Consider the following 15352-nt stretch of genomic DNA (forward strand, 5'->3'; position numbering starts at 1 on the left):
TGTTCTTTCTTTCAGACAGTGCCCAGCAAACCTTGCGGGCGGAAACGAATGAGGAGCAGCAAAGCGACGCCGTAGATCAGCATCCGGTACTCGGCCGTCACGCGGAACAGCTCGGGCAGGCTCACCAGCGCCACCGCGCCGAGCAGCGCACCGCTGATGTTCCCGAGGCCGCCGAGGATCACCATGGTCAGCGCGAGGATCGAGATCTGCGAGGTGAAGGTCTCGTGGTTGATGTACGAGTAGAGGTGCGCGGTGAAGGCCCCGCTCACGCCGGCCGCGAAACCGCCGAAACCGAAGGCCATGGCCTTGTACCGGTCCGGGCTCACGCCGTAGGCGCGCGCGGCCACCTCGTCCTCGCGCACCGCGCGGAAGGTGCGGCCCAGGTGCGAGCGCAGCAGCCGCCACTGCAGCAGCGCGAGCAGCACCATCGCGCCGAACGCGGCCCAGTAGAAGGCGTTGTTGGACGAGGCGTCGCGCCCGAACAGCGACAGCGGCGGAATGCCCGAGACGCCGATCGGCCCGCGCGTCAGGCTCTCCCAGTTGAGGATGGTCAGCGCCACGATCTCTCCGATGCCGAGCGTGGCGATCGACACGTAGTGGCCGCGCAACCGGAATGCCGGAAAGATCAGCGCCGTACCGATCAGCGCCGTGAGCAGCCCGGCGGCGATGATGCTCGTGCCGACCGGCAGATGCAGATCCAGCACCAGCAGCGCCGAGGCATAGGCACCGATCGCGAGCAGCCCGGCGTGGCCAAGCGAGATCTGGCCCACGGTGCCGGCCACCAGCGTGAGGCTGAGCGCCAGCGCGGCATAGAGCCACGCGTTGGTGAGCGTCTGCAGGAGGTAGGGCGACGGATCGAACAGCGGCAGCACCGCGGCGGCAGCGAACAGCGCGGCCAGCAACCAGGGCGACACCCGCCACGGTTTGCTCGGCGCGATGAAGGTGCCGGTAAGCGGCTCGGGCGGCAGCGCGCGCTTGCGGCCGAACAACCCGTTCGGCTTCCAGACCAGGATGAGTAACAGCAGCGCGAATGCAAACAGGTTTCGGTAGGGCGTTCCGAACAGCGCAACGCCGTAGCTCTCGATCAGGCCCAGCAGCATGCTGCCGACGATCGCGCCCGGCACGTTGCCGACGCCGCCCACCACCGTGGCGACCACGCCCTTGAGCGTGGCCTGGAAGCTCATGGCCGGGCTGATGTTGTTGTAGTACATGCCGACCAGCAGGCCCGAGAGTCCACCGAGTGCGGAGGCAATGGCGAACACGCTCTGGTTGACCCGGTTCACGTCCACGCCCATCTGCTGCGCGGCATCGCGATCCTGCGCCGTCGCACGCACGGCCCAGCCCAGTCTGGTGAAGCGCAGGAAGCCGAACAGGAGCGCGGCGCTCGCGAGGCCGATACCCGCGATCAGCAGGTCGAGCGCGCCGATGGTGCCGGTGCCGATCTGCAGGCGCCAGTCGGGCAGCTGCGTCGGCAGCGCGCGCGGATCCGGGCTGGCCACCAGTTGCACGACGATGTCGAGCACGAAGCTGATGCCGATGGTCGCCAGCAGCGGCGCGATGCGCGCCGCGCCCTGCAGCGGCCGCAGCCCCACGCGCTCGATCAACATGCCGAGCGCACCCGAGCCAATGACCACGAGCGCAATGGTGATCGGCAGTGGCGTGTGGAGAAACGTGATCGCGGCCCAACCGATGTAGGCCCCGACGGTGTAGACCGAGCCGTGCGCGAAATTGATGAGATGCGAGACGCCGAAGATCAGCGCGAGCCCGACTGCCAGCAACGCATAGATGTTGCCGATGATGAGGCCATTGACCGTGTAGTCGAAGAAGGAGGTGAGGCCCATCAGCGCGCAGACGCCGCAGCGGTTTTCGTCTTGCCGTCGCCCAATGCCCACTTGCCGTCCCTGACCACCAGGTCGACGCTCTTGACGCCGATCACACGCCGGGTCTGCCGGTCGAAGTTGGCCTTGCCGAACACGACGCTCGGGACGTCCTTGATCCTGTAGAACGCATCGCGCACCGCCTTGCGGTCGCCCTGCGGGCCGGCCTCGTTGAGCGCGGCAGCGGCGAGCTGCACGGCGTCATAGGCGTAGGCATTGAAAGCGTCCGGCTCCTTGCCATACTTTGCGCGGAAGCGCCTGACGAAGTCCTGCACCTCGACGCGCGGCTCCTCGGGGAAGAAGGTCGTGTTGGTGTAGATGCCTTCCACCGCTGCGCCGCCGAGTTCGAGGAACTTCGGCGAGTACACCGAGCCGCTGGCAGCGATCGGCTGCTTGAGCCCGACGCTGCGCACCTGTCCGGCGATCAGGGCGCCGTCCGGGTAGTACGAGATCAGCACCACGCCGTCGGGGCTGGCGTCGCGCACCCGCACCAGCGTCGATCGGAAGTCCTTCTCGTCCGGCTGGTAGCCTTCGGCGATCACCACCTGCGCGCCGCGCGCCTCGACCGCCTTCACGAACACGTCGCGGCTGGTACGCCCCCAATCGGTGTTCAGGAACAGCACCGCGACGCGCTTGAAGCCCAGCGTCTTCACCGCCAGGTCTGCCAGCAGCGGCTGCGCGTCGGCCTGGCTGATCGAGGGACTCCAGATGTAGTCGCCACCCTTCGTGAAGTCGGGGTGCGAGTTGGTGAAGCCCAGTTGCACCAGGCCCGCGCGCTGGTAGATCGGCGATGCCGCCATCGAGGCCGGGCTCGAAAAGTCGCCCAGCTCGATCCGGATGCGCGGGTCGTTGACGAATTTCTGCGCCAGCCCGACCGCCTGGCGCGGGTCGCTCTGGCTGTCCTCGAACACATAGGCGAGCGGCCGGCCATGGATGCCGCCCTTTGCATTGATGTCGTCGAGGGCCAGGTCGAAGCCGGCCTTCCATTGCGCGCCGTACTGCGCGTTCTGCCCGGTCAGCGGGCCGCTGACGCCGAACCATACGGGCTCGCCGGCCGCAGGCGCAGCGAGCGAGAACAGCGGCGCCATCAAGGCGAAGGCGGCCAGGCGGAGGAAGGTTTGACGGTGCAGCATGCGCGTGTGATCCAGGGCAACAGGAAGCCCGCGATTCTTCGCGCCGACGCTGCGATGGGGAACGAAGAAAAAGGAACTGGCTTAGTCGGTTCCCGCATATCGGCCAACAGGCCGGCGCAGCGTTTTACGCATATCGATGCACGTTTTTGTTATTTAGCGGAACAAGCATTGCTGCCTAGCATCCGGCCTCACCCAACCAGTCATGACAGGTCAGCCGAATGTCTTCCGCCAGGGCTCTCGAGCCGATTGCCTTTTCCCCCGTGCCGCTCTACACGCAAGTGCGGGAGACGCTGCGCGAGCGCATCCTCGACGGCACCTACGCGCCGCATGCGCAACTGCCTTCCGAAAGCGAAATGGTCGCGCTGTTCAAGGTCAGCCGCATCACGGTGCGCCAGGCGCTCAGCGACCTGCAGCGCGAGAACCTGATCTTCAAGATTCCGGGCAAGGGCACCTTCGTCGCCAAGCCAAAGGCGTTCCAGCAGCTGTCGCAGCTCGAAGGTTTTGCCGAGGCGATGGTGCGCATGGGCTACGAGATCCGCAACCAGGTCACCAGCCACAAGACGGTGCCCGCATCGCCGCGGGTGGCGCAGCACCTGGGCCTGGCCGAAGGCACGCCGGTGGCACAGATCAAGCGCGTGCGGCATCTCAACCGCGCCCCGGTGTCCTACGAGGTGACCTACCTCCCCCATGCCATCGGAGAGCGGCTGCGCCGGGCTGACCTGGCCGGCCGCGACATCTTCCTGATCCTGGAGAACGACTACGGCCTGGCGCTCGGCCACGCGGATCTGCAGATCGACGCGATGCTGGCCGACGAGGTGCTGGCGCGCGCGCTGGACGTCGACGAGGGCACGGCCGTACTGCGCATCGAGCGCCTGACCCACACCGCGGACGGCGCGCCGCTCGATTTCGAAGACCTCTACTTCCGGGGCGATGCCTTCCAGCACCGGCTGCGCATCGCCCGAACCGCGCCCGCTCCCGATCGTCGCAACACGCCGAAGGCCAAACCATGAACATCATCACCCGCACCGTCGACGTGCTGGTCATCGGCGGCGGCACGGCCGGCCCGATGGCCGCCGTCAAGGCGAAGGAAGCCAACCCCGCACTCGAAGTGCTGCTGCTAGAGAAGGCGAACGTCAAGCGCAGCGGCGCCATCTCGATGGGGATGGACGGGCTCAACAACGCGGTGGTGCCGGGCTTTGCGACGCCCGAGCAGTACGTCAAGGAGATCACCACCGCCAACGACGGCATCGTCAACCAGAAGACGGTGATGGCCTATGCGCGCAACAGCTACGCAATGATCGAGGAGCTCGACCGCTGGGGCGTGAAGTTCGAGAAGGATGAGACCGGCGACTACGCGATGCGCAAGGTGCACCACATGGGCACCTACGTGCTGCCGATGCCCGAGGGCCACAACATCAAGAACGTTCTGTACCGGCGCCTGAAGCGCACGCGCGTGGAGATGTCGCAGCGCCTGGTTGTCACGCGCCTGCTCACCGCGGCCGACGGCAGCATCGCGGGCGCCATGGCCTTCGATTGCCGTACGGCCGAGTTCCACGTGATCCGCGCCAAGTCGGTGGTGCTGGCCACGGGCGCAGCCGGACGCCTGGGCCTGCCGGCCTCGGGCTATCTCTTCGGCACCTACGAGAACCCGACCAACGCGGGCGACGGCTACAGCATGGCGTACCACGCGGGCGCGGAGCTCTCGGGCATCGAGTGCTTCCAGATCAACCCGCTCATCAAGGACTACAACGGCCCGGCCTGCGCCTACGTGACCGGCCCCTTCGGCGGCCACACGACCAACAACAAGGGCGAGCGCTTCATCGAGTGCGATTACTGGAGCGGCCAGATGATGATGGAGTTCTACAACGAGCTGCAGGGCGGCAACGGCCCGGTCTTCCTCAAGCTGAACCACCTGGCCGAGGAGACCATTGCCACCATCGAGCAGATCCTGCACACCAACGAGCGCCCGAGCCGCGGACGCTTCCATGCCGGGCGCAGCACCGACTACCGCGAGCAGATGGTGGAGATGCACATCTCCGAGATCGGCCTGTGCAGCGGCCATTCGGCCTCGGGCGTCTGGGTCGACGAGCATGCGCGCACCACGGTGCCGGGCCTGCATGCCGCGGGTGATCTGGCCTGCGTGCCGCACAACTACATGCTCGGCGCCTTCGTCTACGGCCGCCTCGCGGGTGAAAGCGCGGCGCGGCATTGCGCCGAGACCGAACTCCCCGCGCTCGACGAGGAACAGGTGGCGCGCGAACACGCCCGCGTCAGCGCCCCGCTCCTTCGCACCGGCGGCCTCCCGCCGGCGCAGGTCGAATACAAGCTGCGCCGCATGGTCAACGACTACCTGCAGCCTCCCAAGGTGACGCGCAAGATGGAGATCGGCCTCGCGCGCTTCGAGCAGATCCACGAAGACTTGGAGCAGCTCAGCGCACCCGGCCCCCACGAGCTAATGCGCGCGATGGAGGTGCACGCCATCCGCGACTGCGCCGAGATGGCCGCGCGCGCATCGCTCTACCGCACCGAAAGCCGATGGGGCCTCTACCACCACCGCGTGGATTTTCCCGAGCGCAACGACCGCGACTGGTTCTGCCACGCGCAACTGCAAAAGCAAGGCGACTCGATGGTGAGCTTCAAACGCCCCATCGAACCCTACATCGTGCCGCTGGAGAGCCACGAGATGTCGGCTTACCAGCATCTGCGCGTGCCCGCCGCCGTGCGCGAGCCGGTCGCCGCCTGATCTTCGTCACCCCACAGAAAAAGAACCCCACATGCCTCTCGCCTTCAACCCCACCAGCGTGCCCGTGCGCGTGGACGACGACAAATGCATCGCCCACAAGGGCTGCACCGTCTGCGTGGATGTCTGCCCGCTCGACGTGCTCGCGATCGACCTCAGCAAGGGCAAGGCCTACATGAAGTTCGACGAGTGCTGGTACTGCATGCCCTGCGAGAAGGATTGCCCCACCGGCGCGGTCACTGTCGACATTCCCTACCTGCTGCGCTGAGCCGCAGCCCCTGCATTTCAACCGGAGCATCACGATGAAGACCCAGAGAACACTCGCCCTGTGGGGCGCGACCCTCGGCCTGCTGCTGGCACTGCCGGCCGCACAGGCCGAGACCATCCGCATCGCCATCGGCACACAGGACACCACCATCAACTGCGCCACCGGTGGCCTGCTGATCCGAGAGCTGAAGCTGCTGGACAAGTACCTGCCGCGCACGGGCAAGTACAAGGACGCGCAGTACCAGATCGAGTGGAAGAACTTCACCTCTGGCGCGCCGCTGACCAACGAGATGGTCGCGGGCAAGCTCGACCTCGGCTCGATGGCCGACTTTCCGGGCAGCTTCAACGGCGCGGCCTTCCAGAAGGCGGGGCGCAAGAGCATCTTCGTCACCGTGCTGTCGGGCAGCACCACCGGCAGCGGCAACGGCATCGTCGTGCCGAAGGATTCGAAGGTGCAGTCCCTGGCCGAGCTCAAGGGCAAGACCATCTCCGTGCCCTTCGCATCGACCTCGCACGGCATGCTGCTGCGCGCCATCCAGGCCCAGGGCTGGGACCCGCTGAAGGACGTCAACATCACCACGCAGGCGCCCGAGGTGGCCGGCCCCGCGCTGCAGGCCGGCAAGGTCGAGGCGCATGCGGACTTCGTGCCCTTCGCCGAACTCTTTCCGTACCGCGGCTTCGCCCGCAAGATCTACGACGGCTCGCAGGCGAACGCACCCACCTTCCACGGCAGCCTGGTCGACGAGGAGTATGCGAAGAAATACCCCGAGGTCGTTACGGCCTACCTGCGCGCGGCGCTCGAAGCCGACCGCCTCGTGGCCGCGGAACCCGAGAAGTACAGCGAGCTGATCGCCAAGGTCACCGGCATCGAGGCCGAGGTCAACTACCTGTTCCATGGCCCGCTCGGGCTGCAGACACGCGACCTGAGCTGGAAGCCCGAGTACCGCCAGGCGGTGAAGACATCGCTCGAGACCCTGCGCCTGCTCAAGCGCACCGACAACGACATCGACGCCGATGCCTTCGTCCAGGACGGCTACATCCGCACCGCCTTCAAGGAGGCAGGCCTGGACTACGACAAGCAGCTGAAGAACTACAAGCGCGCGCCGCTGGTGGCGAAGGACGCTGCAACGGGTAAGCCCATCGCCGACGTGAGCCGCGTGGCCCAGATCTGGGTGGCCGGCGAGCCGCTGGTGCGGCACTACGCCTCGCCCGAGAACGCCTTCGGCGACCTGCAGAAGCTGGAGAAGGCCGGCAAGAAGGCGCGCGTGGTCTACGCACAGGATCGCAACAGCGGCAACAAGCTGCTGGCAGCCGATGCGTGGTTCGTGGTCGGCGCCAAGGGCGAGATCGATGCCTTCCTGCTCAAGGACCAGGCCGAAGGCTGGGCCGCGAAGAACGGCGGCAAGGTGGCGGACTTTGCCGGCGTGCGCGCCGCGCTGGCCGGCTGAGGCTGCGCCCGCCCTGCCCCGCGACCGCCTTTCATTCTCACCATGGCCAGCTCCACCACCGAAAGCCTGCGCGCCGGCCTGCCGCGTGCCACCTGGCGCATTGCCGCGCTGCTGATCTGCGTGATCGCGTGGCACCTTGCCACGCGCCAGCGCGTGAACCTGGGCTTCATCACCTTCCAGAACGTTCCGCCGCCGCGCGAGGTGGCCGAGTCGGCCTGGTCGCTGCTGCAATCGCCGCTGGTGCTGCAGCACCTGGCGGCCAGCCTGCGCCGCGTGTTCATCGGCTTCGGGCTGGCCGCAGTGGCCGGCGTGGCACTGGGCCTGGCCATCGGCCGCGCCCGCTGGGCCGAAGACACGTTGCTGCCGCCGCTGGAAGTTCTGCGGCCGATCCCCGCCGTGGCCTGGATTCCCCTGGCCATCCTGATGTTTCCGTCGTCGGAGGCGTCGATGGTCTTCATCACCTTTGTCGGTGCGCTGTTTCCGGTGCTGCTCAACACCGTGCACGGCGTGGAGGCGGTGGACGCGCGCCTGGTCGCATCGGCGCGCAGCCTGGGCGCCGGCCGGCTCGCGGTGTTCCGCGAGGTCGTCCTGCCGGGTGCGCTGCCGAGCATCGTCACGGGCCTGGCCATCGGCATGGGCACGGCGTGGTTCTGCCTCGTCACGGCCGAGATGATCTCGGGCCAGTTCGGCATCGGCTACTACACGTGGATGTCGTACACGATCCAGAACTACGCCGACATCGTGGTCGGCATGCTCGTCATCGGTGTGCTCGGCATGGGCAGCAGCGCGCTGGTGCGCTGGGCCGGCCAGGCGCTGATGCCCTGGCGCTCGGTGCAGGAGAAACGCGCATGAAGGCCGACGTGAAAGCCGAAGTGCAAAAAGGCCGCATCGCCATCGACGACCTGCGCGTGCGCCTGGGCCGCGGCGAGCAGGCCTTCGACGCGGTGCAGGACATCACGCTGCACGTCGAGCCCGGCGAGTTCGTCTGCCTGCTCGGCCCCTCTGGCTGCGGCAAGTCGACGCTGCTGGGTGCACTGGCCGGCCACCTGGCGCCTGCGCGCGGCGGCATTCATGTGGACGGCGAGCCGGTTCACGGGCCGCATCCGGATCGCGGGCTGGTGTTCCAGCACCACACGCTCTTTCCCTGGAAGAAGGTGCTCGACAACGTCGCCTTCGGCCTGAAGATGCAGGGCGTGGGCCGGCGCGAGCGCCATGCCAGGGCGCACGAGATGCTGCGGCTGGTCGGACTCGACGACTTCGCCGGGTTCTATCCCTGCCAGCTTTCGGGCGGCATGCAGCAGCGCGCGGAAATTGCGCGGGTGCTCATCAACCATCCGCGCGTGATGCTGATGGACGAGCCCTTCGGTGCGCTCGATGCCCAGACCCGGCTGATGATGCAGCGCCAGCTGCTCGACGCCTGGGCGCGCGTGCGCACCACCATCGTCTTCATCACGCACGACATCGACGAGGCGCTGTTCCTCGGCGACCGCGTGCTCGTGATGGGACCACGGCCGGGCCGTATCGTCGCCGAGTTCGCGCTGGATTTCGAACGGCCGCGCGACCCTTCGCTGGTCACGTCTTCCGCCTTCACTGCGCTGAAGCGGCACTGCCTGCAACTGCTCCATCCCCATGCGGCTGCCAGCGCACCGCTGCAGCGCCTCACCCCGCTGGGCATGCCGACGGCCGCCCAACTGCGCTTCGCCATCTAGCAGAAACATGAACATCACCAACCTTGACGATCCCGAATTGCAGGCGATTGCCGAGCGGCTCCGCTCCGCCGACGCGACCGTGCGGCGCATCGCCGTGCTGAGCCTCGGCGACCTGGCCGATGAGGCCCACACCCCGCTGCTGGTCGCGGCGCTGCGCGATGACGCGCCGGCCGTGCGCGCCGCCGCCGCGCTGGCGCTCGAAACCATGGAGAACCAGACCGCCATCGAGGGCCTGGCCGTGGCGCTGGACGATGCCGATGCGCAGGTGCGCGAGGCCGCAGCCCACAGCCTGGCCGAACTGAAGGATCCGGCGTCCGCCGCCTGGCTGCTGCCGCATGCGGGGGCCGGGCCGGCGCGGGTGCGCGCCGCCGTGCTGCGCGCGCTGCGCGAACTGCGCGTGCCTGCCAGTGCCGGGCCTGCGCTGGCGGTGTTGCACGAGGCACACGCCGCGCCGGATGCCACCGATGCCATCGCCCTGCGCCGCGAAGCGATCGGCGTGCTCGGCTATCTGAAGCATGCGCCCGCGCTGCCTGCGTTGGCCGGGCTCGCCGTCTCCGATCCGGTGGACGAGGTGCGCCGTGTGGCCGTGGGAGCGCTGGCATTCGCCACCGCCGATGCAGACGCCCGCAACGCGCTGGAAGCCGCACTGCGCGACGCGAGCTGGCAAGTGCGGGAAGAAGCCGCCACCGCGCTCGGCAAGCTGCAGCAGCCCGCGGCGGCCGCGGCGCTGCGCGCGGCCCTGGACGACCCCTACTGGCAGGTGCGCCTGCGTGCAGCACGCAGCCTGGGACGGCTGCGCAATACCGAGAGCGTGGCACCGCTGCTTGCGGCGCTGGATCACGGCATCAGCAATCTGCGCAAGGAAGCGGCATTGGCGCTCGGCGAGATCGGCGATGCAGCCGCGCTGCCTGCGCTCGAACGCGCAGCGCACGACCCGGATCCGGAAGTGCGCAAGTCGGCGCGACTGGCCATCGCCCAGATCGGCCCGGAACATGGCCCGGTACGCGACCCCGCACATGGCGCCTGAGTCCATCGTCGACCATCGCGCGCGTGCGGCGCTGGAGTTCTGCTGGGCGGACGGTGCACGGCATGTGGCGGCATACCAGCTGCTGCGATCGAGCTGCCCCTGTGCCGACTGCAAGGCGCTGCGCGCGGCAAGGCCCGATGACGATGCGACGCAGCCGCAACCAACCGCCGGGTTGTGCGTGACGGACATCCAGCCGGTCGGCGCTTACGGCGTGCAGTTCGCGTTCAGCGATGGGCATGACCGGGGAATTTTTCCCTGGGTGTTCTTGAGGGCGCTGCTGGAGCAGCCGCACGCACCCGGTTGACCGGCTGAGTTCAGTTCTGGTGCAGGTCGCGCCCCCGCGTCTCCGGCAGGCACAGCGCCACCACGACCACCATGGCGTACGCCACGGCCGCGCACACGCCGATGGCAGTGCCCAGCGGCAGGTGCAGCCGGTCGCTCAGCAGGCCCACGAGGGCCGGGAAGGTAGCGCCGAAGCCGCGCCCGAAGTTGTAGCAAAAGCCCTGCCCCGAGCCGCGCAGTTCGTTCGGGAAAAGCTCGGCCAGGAAAGCGCCGGCGCCGCTGAAGATGCCCGACATGAAGAAGCCCAGCGGAAAGCCCAGCACCAGCATCAGCGCGTCGGTGATCGGCAGCAGCGTGTAGGCATAGACGAGCGCGCCGGCACCGACCGCGAACAGGATGAAAGCCCGCCGGCGCCCGAGGCGGTCGGACAGATACGCGCCACACAGGTAGCCGATGAAGGCGCCCGCAATGAACATGAACTGGTAGCCGCCTGAGCCGAGCACGGTGAGATGGCGCTCGTTCTTGAGGAAGGTCGGCAGCCACACGCCGATGGCGTAGTAGCCGCCCTGCATGCCGGTGAACAGCAGGCTCGCGAGCACCGTCGTGCGCAGCAGGCCCGGCTTGAAGATGGCGAGGAAATTGCCGCTGCGCTCGCCGCGCGCCACGGCGGCGCGCGTCTGCACATAGATCTCGGGGTCACGGATGGAGCGCCGGATGAAGACGATCAGGAGCGCGGGCAGCAGGCCCAGCAGAAACATCGCACGCCACGAGATTTCCGGCGGCAAAAAGGAAAACAGGGCCATCGACACCAGCACCGCCGCGCCCCAGCCGACGGCCCAGCTGCTCTGCACCAGGCCAACCGCCTTGCCGCGGTAAGCCGGCCGGATCATCTCGGCGATCAACACCGAACCCACCGCCCATTCGCCGCCGAAGCCCAGGCCCTGCAGGGTGCGTGCGATCAGCAGTTCCTCGGGCGAGCGCGCCAGCCCGCAGGCAAACGTGAAGATGGCAAACACCAGTATCGTGAGCTGCAGGATGCGCACGCGGCCGAAGCGGTCGGCCAGGATGCCGGCCAGCCATCCACCCAGCGCCGAGGCCACCAGCGTGGCGGTGCCGATGAATCCGACTTCGGTCTTGCTCATGCCCCACAGCGTTAGCAGGATCGGCGTGACCAGCGGCAATGTGTAGTAGTCGAAGGCATCGACGGCATAGCCGCTGAAAGAAGCGGCCAGCGTGCGCTTCTCGTTGGGGTCGAGGGTTTTCAGCCAGTTCGCATCGGCGGCGGCGCCGAGGGCCGGACTGGCTTGCGTGACGGTGGTTTCTGCGGGCATCGTGTGGTCTCGTGGTTGGCCTTCATGTGTGAAAGCTCTGTGACGGGATCCATTGTGGAAATCCACGCGCGCCAACTCCAACGCGAAATTTCTCGCTCAGCTCATCGATTTTCTCGATGCACCAGTTTCGGGCCCTCGCGGTTGCGATGGGCTCAATAGGTCACGGTAACGGTGACCACGTCGAGGTAGCTGTCCGGCCTCACGTTGGCGCCGGCGCCGAGCACCCGGCCATAGACGGTCAGTGCCTGCACCAGCCCGCTGCCGGTGCCCGCGACGGTATTGGTGCCGGTGACATTGCCCCAGACGCTGGAGCGGCCCGCGTTGCGGTAGAGCTGGTAGGCCACCGTGTCGGTATTGCCCGGCACGCCGCCCGTCGGGGCCATGACGCCGGCGCCGGTCGTCGCACCATTGGAGGGCGCCAGCCCGACCGTATAGGCCGTCGGCGTCGTGCAGGTCACGTTGATGGTGCTCGTGCGGTCGATATCGGCTGCCCCCGGGAGACCGGCAACGCTGCCGAAGTTCAGCGGATCAGCCGTGACAAGGCAGCTCTTGGCGACAGTCGCGCTGACCACGAACGGGAACTTGCTCGACAGCAGGACGCTGTTGCAGTCCGGCGGCATGAACAACAGGTTCGTCGTGAGCATGATCGAGGTGTGGTCGCCGGCGAAGCTGTCCTGGTAGGCGCCCGGCGGCACGGTGGTCTGGAGCGCGATCAGTTCCCCGCGCATGGTGGCGCTTCCGGATACGTGTCCGTCGCCGCTGAAAAGATTCCAGGCAGGAATGCTCAACGCCACGGTGAAAGGATTCGGCGCCGAGGCGTTGCCGTTGGAGCCCCAGACCGTTCCGCTCGTCGACTGGTAGAGCTGGAACTTCAAGGTGTTTGTGGCGCCGCTCTTCATGATGCGCGGATTGAAGTTCCCGACGCCTTCGTTGCCATCGCCGATGTTGAAGCAGACCCTGGCCTGCATGGCGGTGAGGCCGTTGTTGGTGCAGGTGTAGTTCAGCGTGGCCGTGACGGGCGATGGCGTGCCTCCGGCGACCAGGTCGACCGTGCCGAAGGCCACGTTCGTCATCGTCGCGGTGCAGTTGACGGCCGCCTGCGCACTGCCGGCCGGCAGCCACCACAGCAACGCGCAGATCAGGGGCAGGAGCAGGCCTCGCCAGGTTCGGTTCGGAAGGTTCATGGCGACCTGGCCTCCCTGGCGCAGCGCAGCGGCCCGATCTGCGGAATGCGGCTGCCGTCCTTGCGGTAGTCGAAGCTGGCCCGGCAACGGCCGTTGGGCATCTGCACGTCGAGCGTGTTCCGGGGTTCGAGCGTCTCGAGATAGACCGCGCCGTCGAAGCCGACCAGCGCGGGCTCGTCGGCCCGGCCGTTGGCGCGCACGCGGCTGCCCAGCGGCAGCGGCTTGCCAGCCTCGTCCACCAGGATCAGCGCAGCAGCATTGATCGGCGTGATGCCGAATCGCACCAGTGTGCCGGCGCGGTCGCTTGGCGTGGCGAGGGTCTTCACGCGTTCGATTCGCACATCGGCGGGCAATTGCATCGGGTCGATCGACAAGTGGTTGTTCTGGTAGGCGCTGAGCGGTGCTACCAGCAGCATGCCATTGCCGTCCGTGGTGCCGATCGACCGGTTCTCCAGCTTCACCGGCACGCCGGCGACGCCGTCCGTGGAGACCACGGCGAAGGCATCGTCGATGCGGCGCGCCGCGAACGGCTGGCCGCCCATGAACACGACCGAACCCGTGGCGCCTGCATAGGCGTAGCGGCTGTCGCCGAGCACGCTGATGCCCGCCATGGCGCGGCCGTAGCGGCCCAGATAGTCGACCTCGGCCTGGCCGCCGCTCTGGCCGCCGCCGTGGCGCAGACCGGTGCGCCAGCCGATGCCGCCCTCGCTCGGGGTCGAGCTCTGCGCGTCGGCGGTGTAGACGGTGCGATCCCGATCGCGCTGAACCCCGGCAGTGGCCGTGACCCTGCCGTCGAGCGACCAGGTGAAGCCGACGAAGAGGCTGCGCTCCCGCCGGTCGTCGAGGTTCTGGTTGAGGCTCACGTTCAGCGAGGCGCTGCGTCCCAGCGACTTGAACCAGTAGGCGCTCGCCAGGCGCGTCGCCTGTTGCGCGGGATAGCGCAGGTAGAGATAGCTGAGGCCGAAGCTGCCGAAGTTGTCGGTGGTGTAGCCGATCGAGGTGCGGCCCGAGCCGCGCGCCGGCGCACTGCCGTACAGCGATGCAACGTCGCGGAACTCGCCGCGGGTGCGGGTGCCTTCGACCGCGAAGTTGAATTGGTTGTCGCGCCAGCTGTAGCCCAGGTTCAGCAGCGAGCCGCCCTGCCCCTGGTAGCTGCTCTGCGCCACCGCGCCCGACAGCACGCCGCTTTGCCCGAGCAGCCATGCGCCGCCGACGCCCCCCTTCACCAGTCCGCGCGTGGCCTCGCCGTGCGCCTCCAGCGTGAAGCTGTTGCTCACGCCGTAGCGCCAGGTGCCGGTGGTGGCGGGATCGCTGCCGTAGTCGAAGGAGCGCAGGCCGTAGCCCTTGCGCACCACGCCGAGGTCGACCGACCAATCGGACAACCCCTGCTGCAGCAGCCGCTGGGTGTCGTATAGCGAGAAGTCGAGCGTCGTGGCGCGGCCGAAGGCGTCTGTCAGAACTACCTGGGCGTTGCCGGCGCCGTTGATGCTCGGGACCGTGTTGAGCTGGAACGGCCCGGCCGGCACCCGGCCCGTGTACTGGCGCATGCCGTTGATGTAGAGCTCCACCTGCGAGGGCAGCGCAGCCGCCCCCAGGAAAGCCGGCAGCGGCGTGGTGGTGCGATAGGGCTGCAGCGCAAAGTTGCGCGAGAGCTGGACGCCGCCGATGCGCGTGGAACGCGACCATGGCAGCGCCGCAGTGGTCGTGTCGCCCACGCGCAGCGTCAGCATGTCTTCCGGGAAGGAAGTGCTCAAGGTGGTGTCGAGCCGGACCGAGTCGTGCCTCCAGCCCGCGTCGTCGATGCGGGCCGCGCGCGTCATCAGCGTGTTGCTGAGCACCGAGCTTCCGCTGAACGCGCGCAGCTCTGTGATCGCGTTGAGGCTCGAAGTGTTGTTGCGGCCCTGCGTGCCATAGAGGTCGTAGTTGAGCAGCAGGCCGGGCGACGCGCTGGCCTTGGGCGAGATGACCGTCGATGTGTCGACCACGGTCTTGGACAGGCGCAGCACCTCGGCCGTTGCGTTGATCGCCACGCTCTGGCGTGCCGCGTCGTACTTGACCTGCACCCCCGCAAGGCTGTTCAGCCTGACGGGATCGGCCATGCCGGCCGGCAGCACGAAGCCCAGTTGCCGCAGTGTGGCTGCGCTGGCCCACAGCGCCTGGCCGCGCAGGCCGAAGTGCACCAGGCCCTGCGGATTGCCGTTGAGGCTCAGTTCCAGATAGAGATCGCTGCCGCCCGGCCCGGCGAGGTCGCCTTCCGCGGATGCGGCGACCGGTGGGCTTGCGGTGGTTGCAGCATTCTCGGCCTGCGCCGCAAAGGGCATCAGGCCGGAGAGAAGCAGCAGTGGCAGCAAGCG

At 67.8% G+C, this 15352-nt stretch carries 13 protein-coding genes; 8 read left to right on the forward strand and 5 right to left on the reverse strand.

The annotated features are described in order from the left end of the window. Nucleotides 1–11 precede the first annotated feature (11 nt). Nucleotides 12–1841, reverse strand: a complete 1830-nt coding sequence (locus QTI05_RS01595) for an ABC transporter permease (RefSeq protein WP_286622660.1) — start codon at nt 1839–1841, stop codon at nt 12–14. Next, the gene (locus tag QTI05_RS01600; protein ID WP_286622661.1) at nt 1841–3010 is read right to left on the reverse strand and encodes an ABC transporter substrate-binding protein; all 1170 of its coding nucleotides are present in this window, start codon (nt 3008–3010) and stop codon (nt 1841–1843) included. Before QTI05_RS01600 ends, QTI05_RS01595 begins: the two co-directional genes overlap by 1 nt. A gap of 218 nt (nt 3011–3228) precedes the next feature. Between QTI05_RS01600 and QTI05_RS01605 the strand changes: the two genes are divergently transcribed. Genes QTI05_RS01605 through QTI05_RS01640 form a run of 8 tightly spaced genes read left to right on the forward strand, consistent with a single transcriptional unit; the run spans nt 3229 to nt 10505 of the window. Continuing rightward, nucleotides 3229–4020: a GntR family transcriptional regulator gene (locus QTI05_RS01605; protein ID WP_286622662.1), complete on the forward strand. Its 792-nt coding sequence runs from the start codon at nt 3229–3231 to the stop codon at nt 4018–4020. Beyond that, the gene (locus QTI05_RS01610; RefSeq protein WP_286622663.1) at nt 4017–5753 is read left to right on the forward strand and encodes a fumarate reductase/succinate dehydrogenase flavoprotein subunit; all 1737 of its coding nucleotides are present in this window, start codon (nt 4017–4019) and stop codon (nt 5751–5753) included. The genes QTI05_RS01605 and QTI05_RS01610 overlap by 4 nt, the downstream gene beginning before the upstream one ends. A 31-nt stretch (nt 5754–5784) precedes the next feature. After that, a complete protein-coding gene (locus QTI05_RS01615) occupies nt 5785–6018 on the forward strand; it encodes a 4Fe-4S dicluster domain-containing protein (RefSeq protein ID WP_286542440.1) in 234 nt (77 codons plus the stop codon). Between the two features lie 34 nt (nt 6019–6052). Further along, nucleotides 6053–7465: an ABC transporter substrate-binding protein gene (locus QTI05_RS01620; RefSeq protein WP_286622664.1), complete on the forward strand. Its 1413-nt coding sequence runs from the start codon at nt 6053–6055 to the stop codon at nt 7463–7465. A 42-nt stretch (nt 7466–7507) separates the two neighbouring features. Beyond that, complete coding sequence (locus QTI05_RS01625) at nt 7508–8317, forward strand: ABC transporter permease (protein WP_286622665.1); 810 nt, start codon at nt 7508–7510, stop codon at nt 8315–8317. Then, complete coding sequence (locus QTI05_RS01630) at nt 8314–9174, forward strand: ABC transporter ATP-binding protein (protein WP_286622666.1); 861 nt, start codon at nt 8314–8316, stop codon at nt 9172–9174. The genes QTI05_RS01625 and QTI05_RS01630 overlap by 4 nt, the downstream gene beginning before the upstream one ends. A gap of 7 nt (nt 9175–9181) precedes the next feature. After that, nucleotides 9182–10201, forward strand: coding sequence for a HEAT repeat domain-containing protein (locus tag QTI05_RS01635; RefSeq protein ID WP_286622667.1), 1020 nt, complete (start codon nt 9182–9184; stop codon nt 10199–10201). Beyond that, entirely contained in the window at nt 10191–10505 is a 315-nt protein-coding gene (locus QTI05_RS01640; RefSeq protein ID WP_286542426.1) for a gamma-butyrobetaine hydroxylase-like domain-containing protein, read from the forward strand. Before QTI05_RS01635 ends, QTI05_RS01640 begins: the two co-directional genes overlap by 11 nt. 10 nt (nt 10506–10515) lie before the next feature. On the opposite strand, the gene QTI05_RS01645 is transcribed toward QTI05_RS01640, so the two are convergent. The 3 genes from QTI05_RS01645 to QTI05_RS01655 form a co-directional block, all read right to left on the reverse strand. After that, nucleotides 10516–11814 (reverse strand): MFS transporter, encoded by a 1299-nt coding sequence (locus QTI05_RS01645; protein ID WP_286542424.1) that lies wholly within the window; start codon nt 11812–11814, stop codon nt 10516–10518. A 152-nt stretch (nt 11815–11966) separates the two neighbouring features. Continuing rightward, a complete protein-coding gene (locus QTI05_RS01650) occupies nt 11967–12998 on the reverse strand; it encodes a Csu type fimbrial protein (RefSeq protein ID WP_286622668.1) in 1032 nt (343 codons plus the stop codon). Beyond that, complete coding sequence (locus QTI05_RS01655) at nt 12995–15349, reverse strand: fimbria/pilus outer membrane usher protein (RefSeq protein WP_286622669.1); 2355 nt, start codon at nt 15347–15349, stop codon at nt 12995–12997. The genes QTI05_RS01650 and QTI05_RS01655 overlap by 4 nt, the downstream gene beginning before the upstream one ends. Between the last annotated feature and the right edge of the window lie 3 nt (nt 15350–15352).

Source organism: Variovorax fucosicus, assembly GCF_030316825.1.
Classification (GTDB): Bacteria; Pseudomonadota; Gammaproteobacteria; order Burkholderiales; family Burkholderiaceae_C; genus Variovorax; species Variovorax fucosicus.

What these genes read in the sequence shown, in the direction of transcription:
- QTI05_RS01595 (WP_286622660.1), bottom strand. Translation starts at nt 1,841, where the DNA reads ATGGGCCTCACCTCCTTCTTCGACTACACGGTCAATGGCCTCATCATC.
- QTI05_RS01600 (WP_286622661.1), bottom strand. Translation starts at nt 3,010, where the DNA reads ATGCTGCACCGTCAAACCTTCCTCCGCCTGGCCGCCTTCGCCTTGATG.
- QTI05_RS01605 (WP_286622662.1), top strand. Translation starts at nt 3,229, where the DNA reads ATGTCTTCCGCCAGGGCTCTCGAGCCGATTGCCTTTTCCCCCGTGCCG.
- QTI05_RS01610 (WP_286622663.1), top strand. Translation starts at nt 4,017, where the DNA reads ATGAACATCATCACCCGCACCGTCGACGTGCTGGTCATCGGCGGCGGC.
- QTI05_RS01615 (WP_286542440.1), top strand. Translation starts at nt 5,785, where the DNA reads ATGCCTCTCGCCTTCAACCCCACCAGCGTGCCCGTGCGCGTGGACGAC.
- QTI05_RS01620 (WP_286622664.1), top strand. Translation starts at nt 6,053, where the DNA reads ATGAAGACCCAGAGAACACTCGCCCTGTGGGGCGCGACCCTCGGCCTG.
- QTI05_RS01625 (WP_286622665.1), top strand. Translation starts at nt 7,508, where the DNA reads ATGGCCAGCTCCACCACCGAAAGCCTGCGCGCCGGCCTGCCGCGTGCC.
- QTI05_RS01630 (WP_286622666.1), top strand. Translation starts at nt 8,314, where the DNA reads ATGAAGGCCGACGTGAAAGCCGAAGTGCAAAAAGGCCGCATCGCCATC.
- QTI05_RS01635 (WP_286622667.1), top strand. Translation starts at nt 9,182, where the DNA reads ATGAACATCACCAACCTTGACGATCCCGAATTGCAGGCGATTGCCGAG.
- QTI05_RS01640 (WP_286542426.1), top strand. Translation starts at nt 10,191, where the DNA reads ATGGCGCCTGAGTCCATCGTCGACCATCGCGCGCGTGCGGCGCTGGAG.
- QTI05_RS01645 (WP_286542424.1), bottom strand. Translation starts at nt 11,814, where the DNA reads ATGCCCGCAGAAACCACCGTCACGCAAGCCAGTCCGGCCCTCGGCGCC.
- QTI05_RS01650 (WP_286622668.1), bottom strand. Translation starts at nt 12,998, where the DNA reads ATGAACCTTCCGAACCGAACCTGGCGAGGCCTGCTCCTGCCCCTGATC.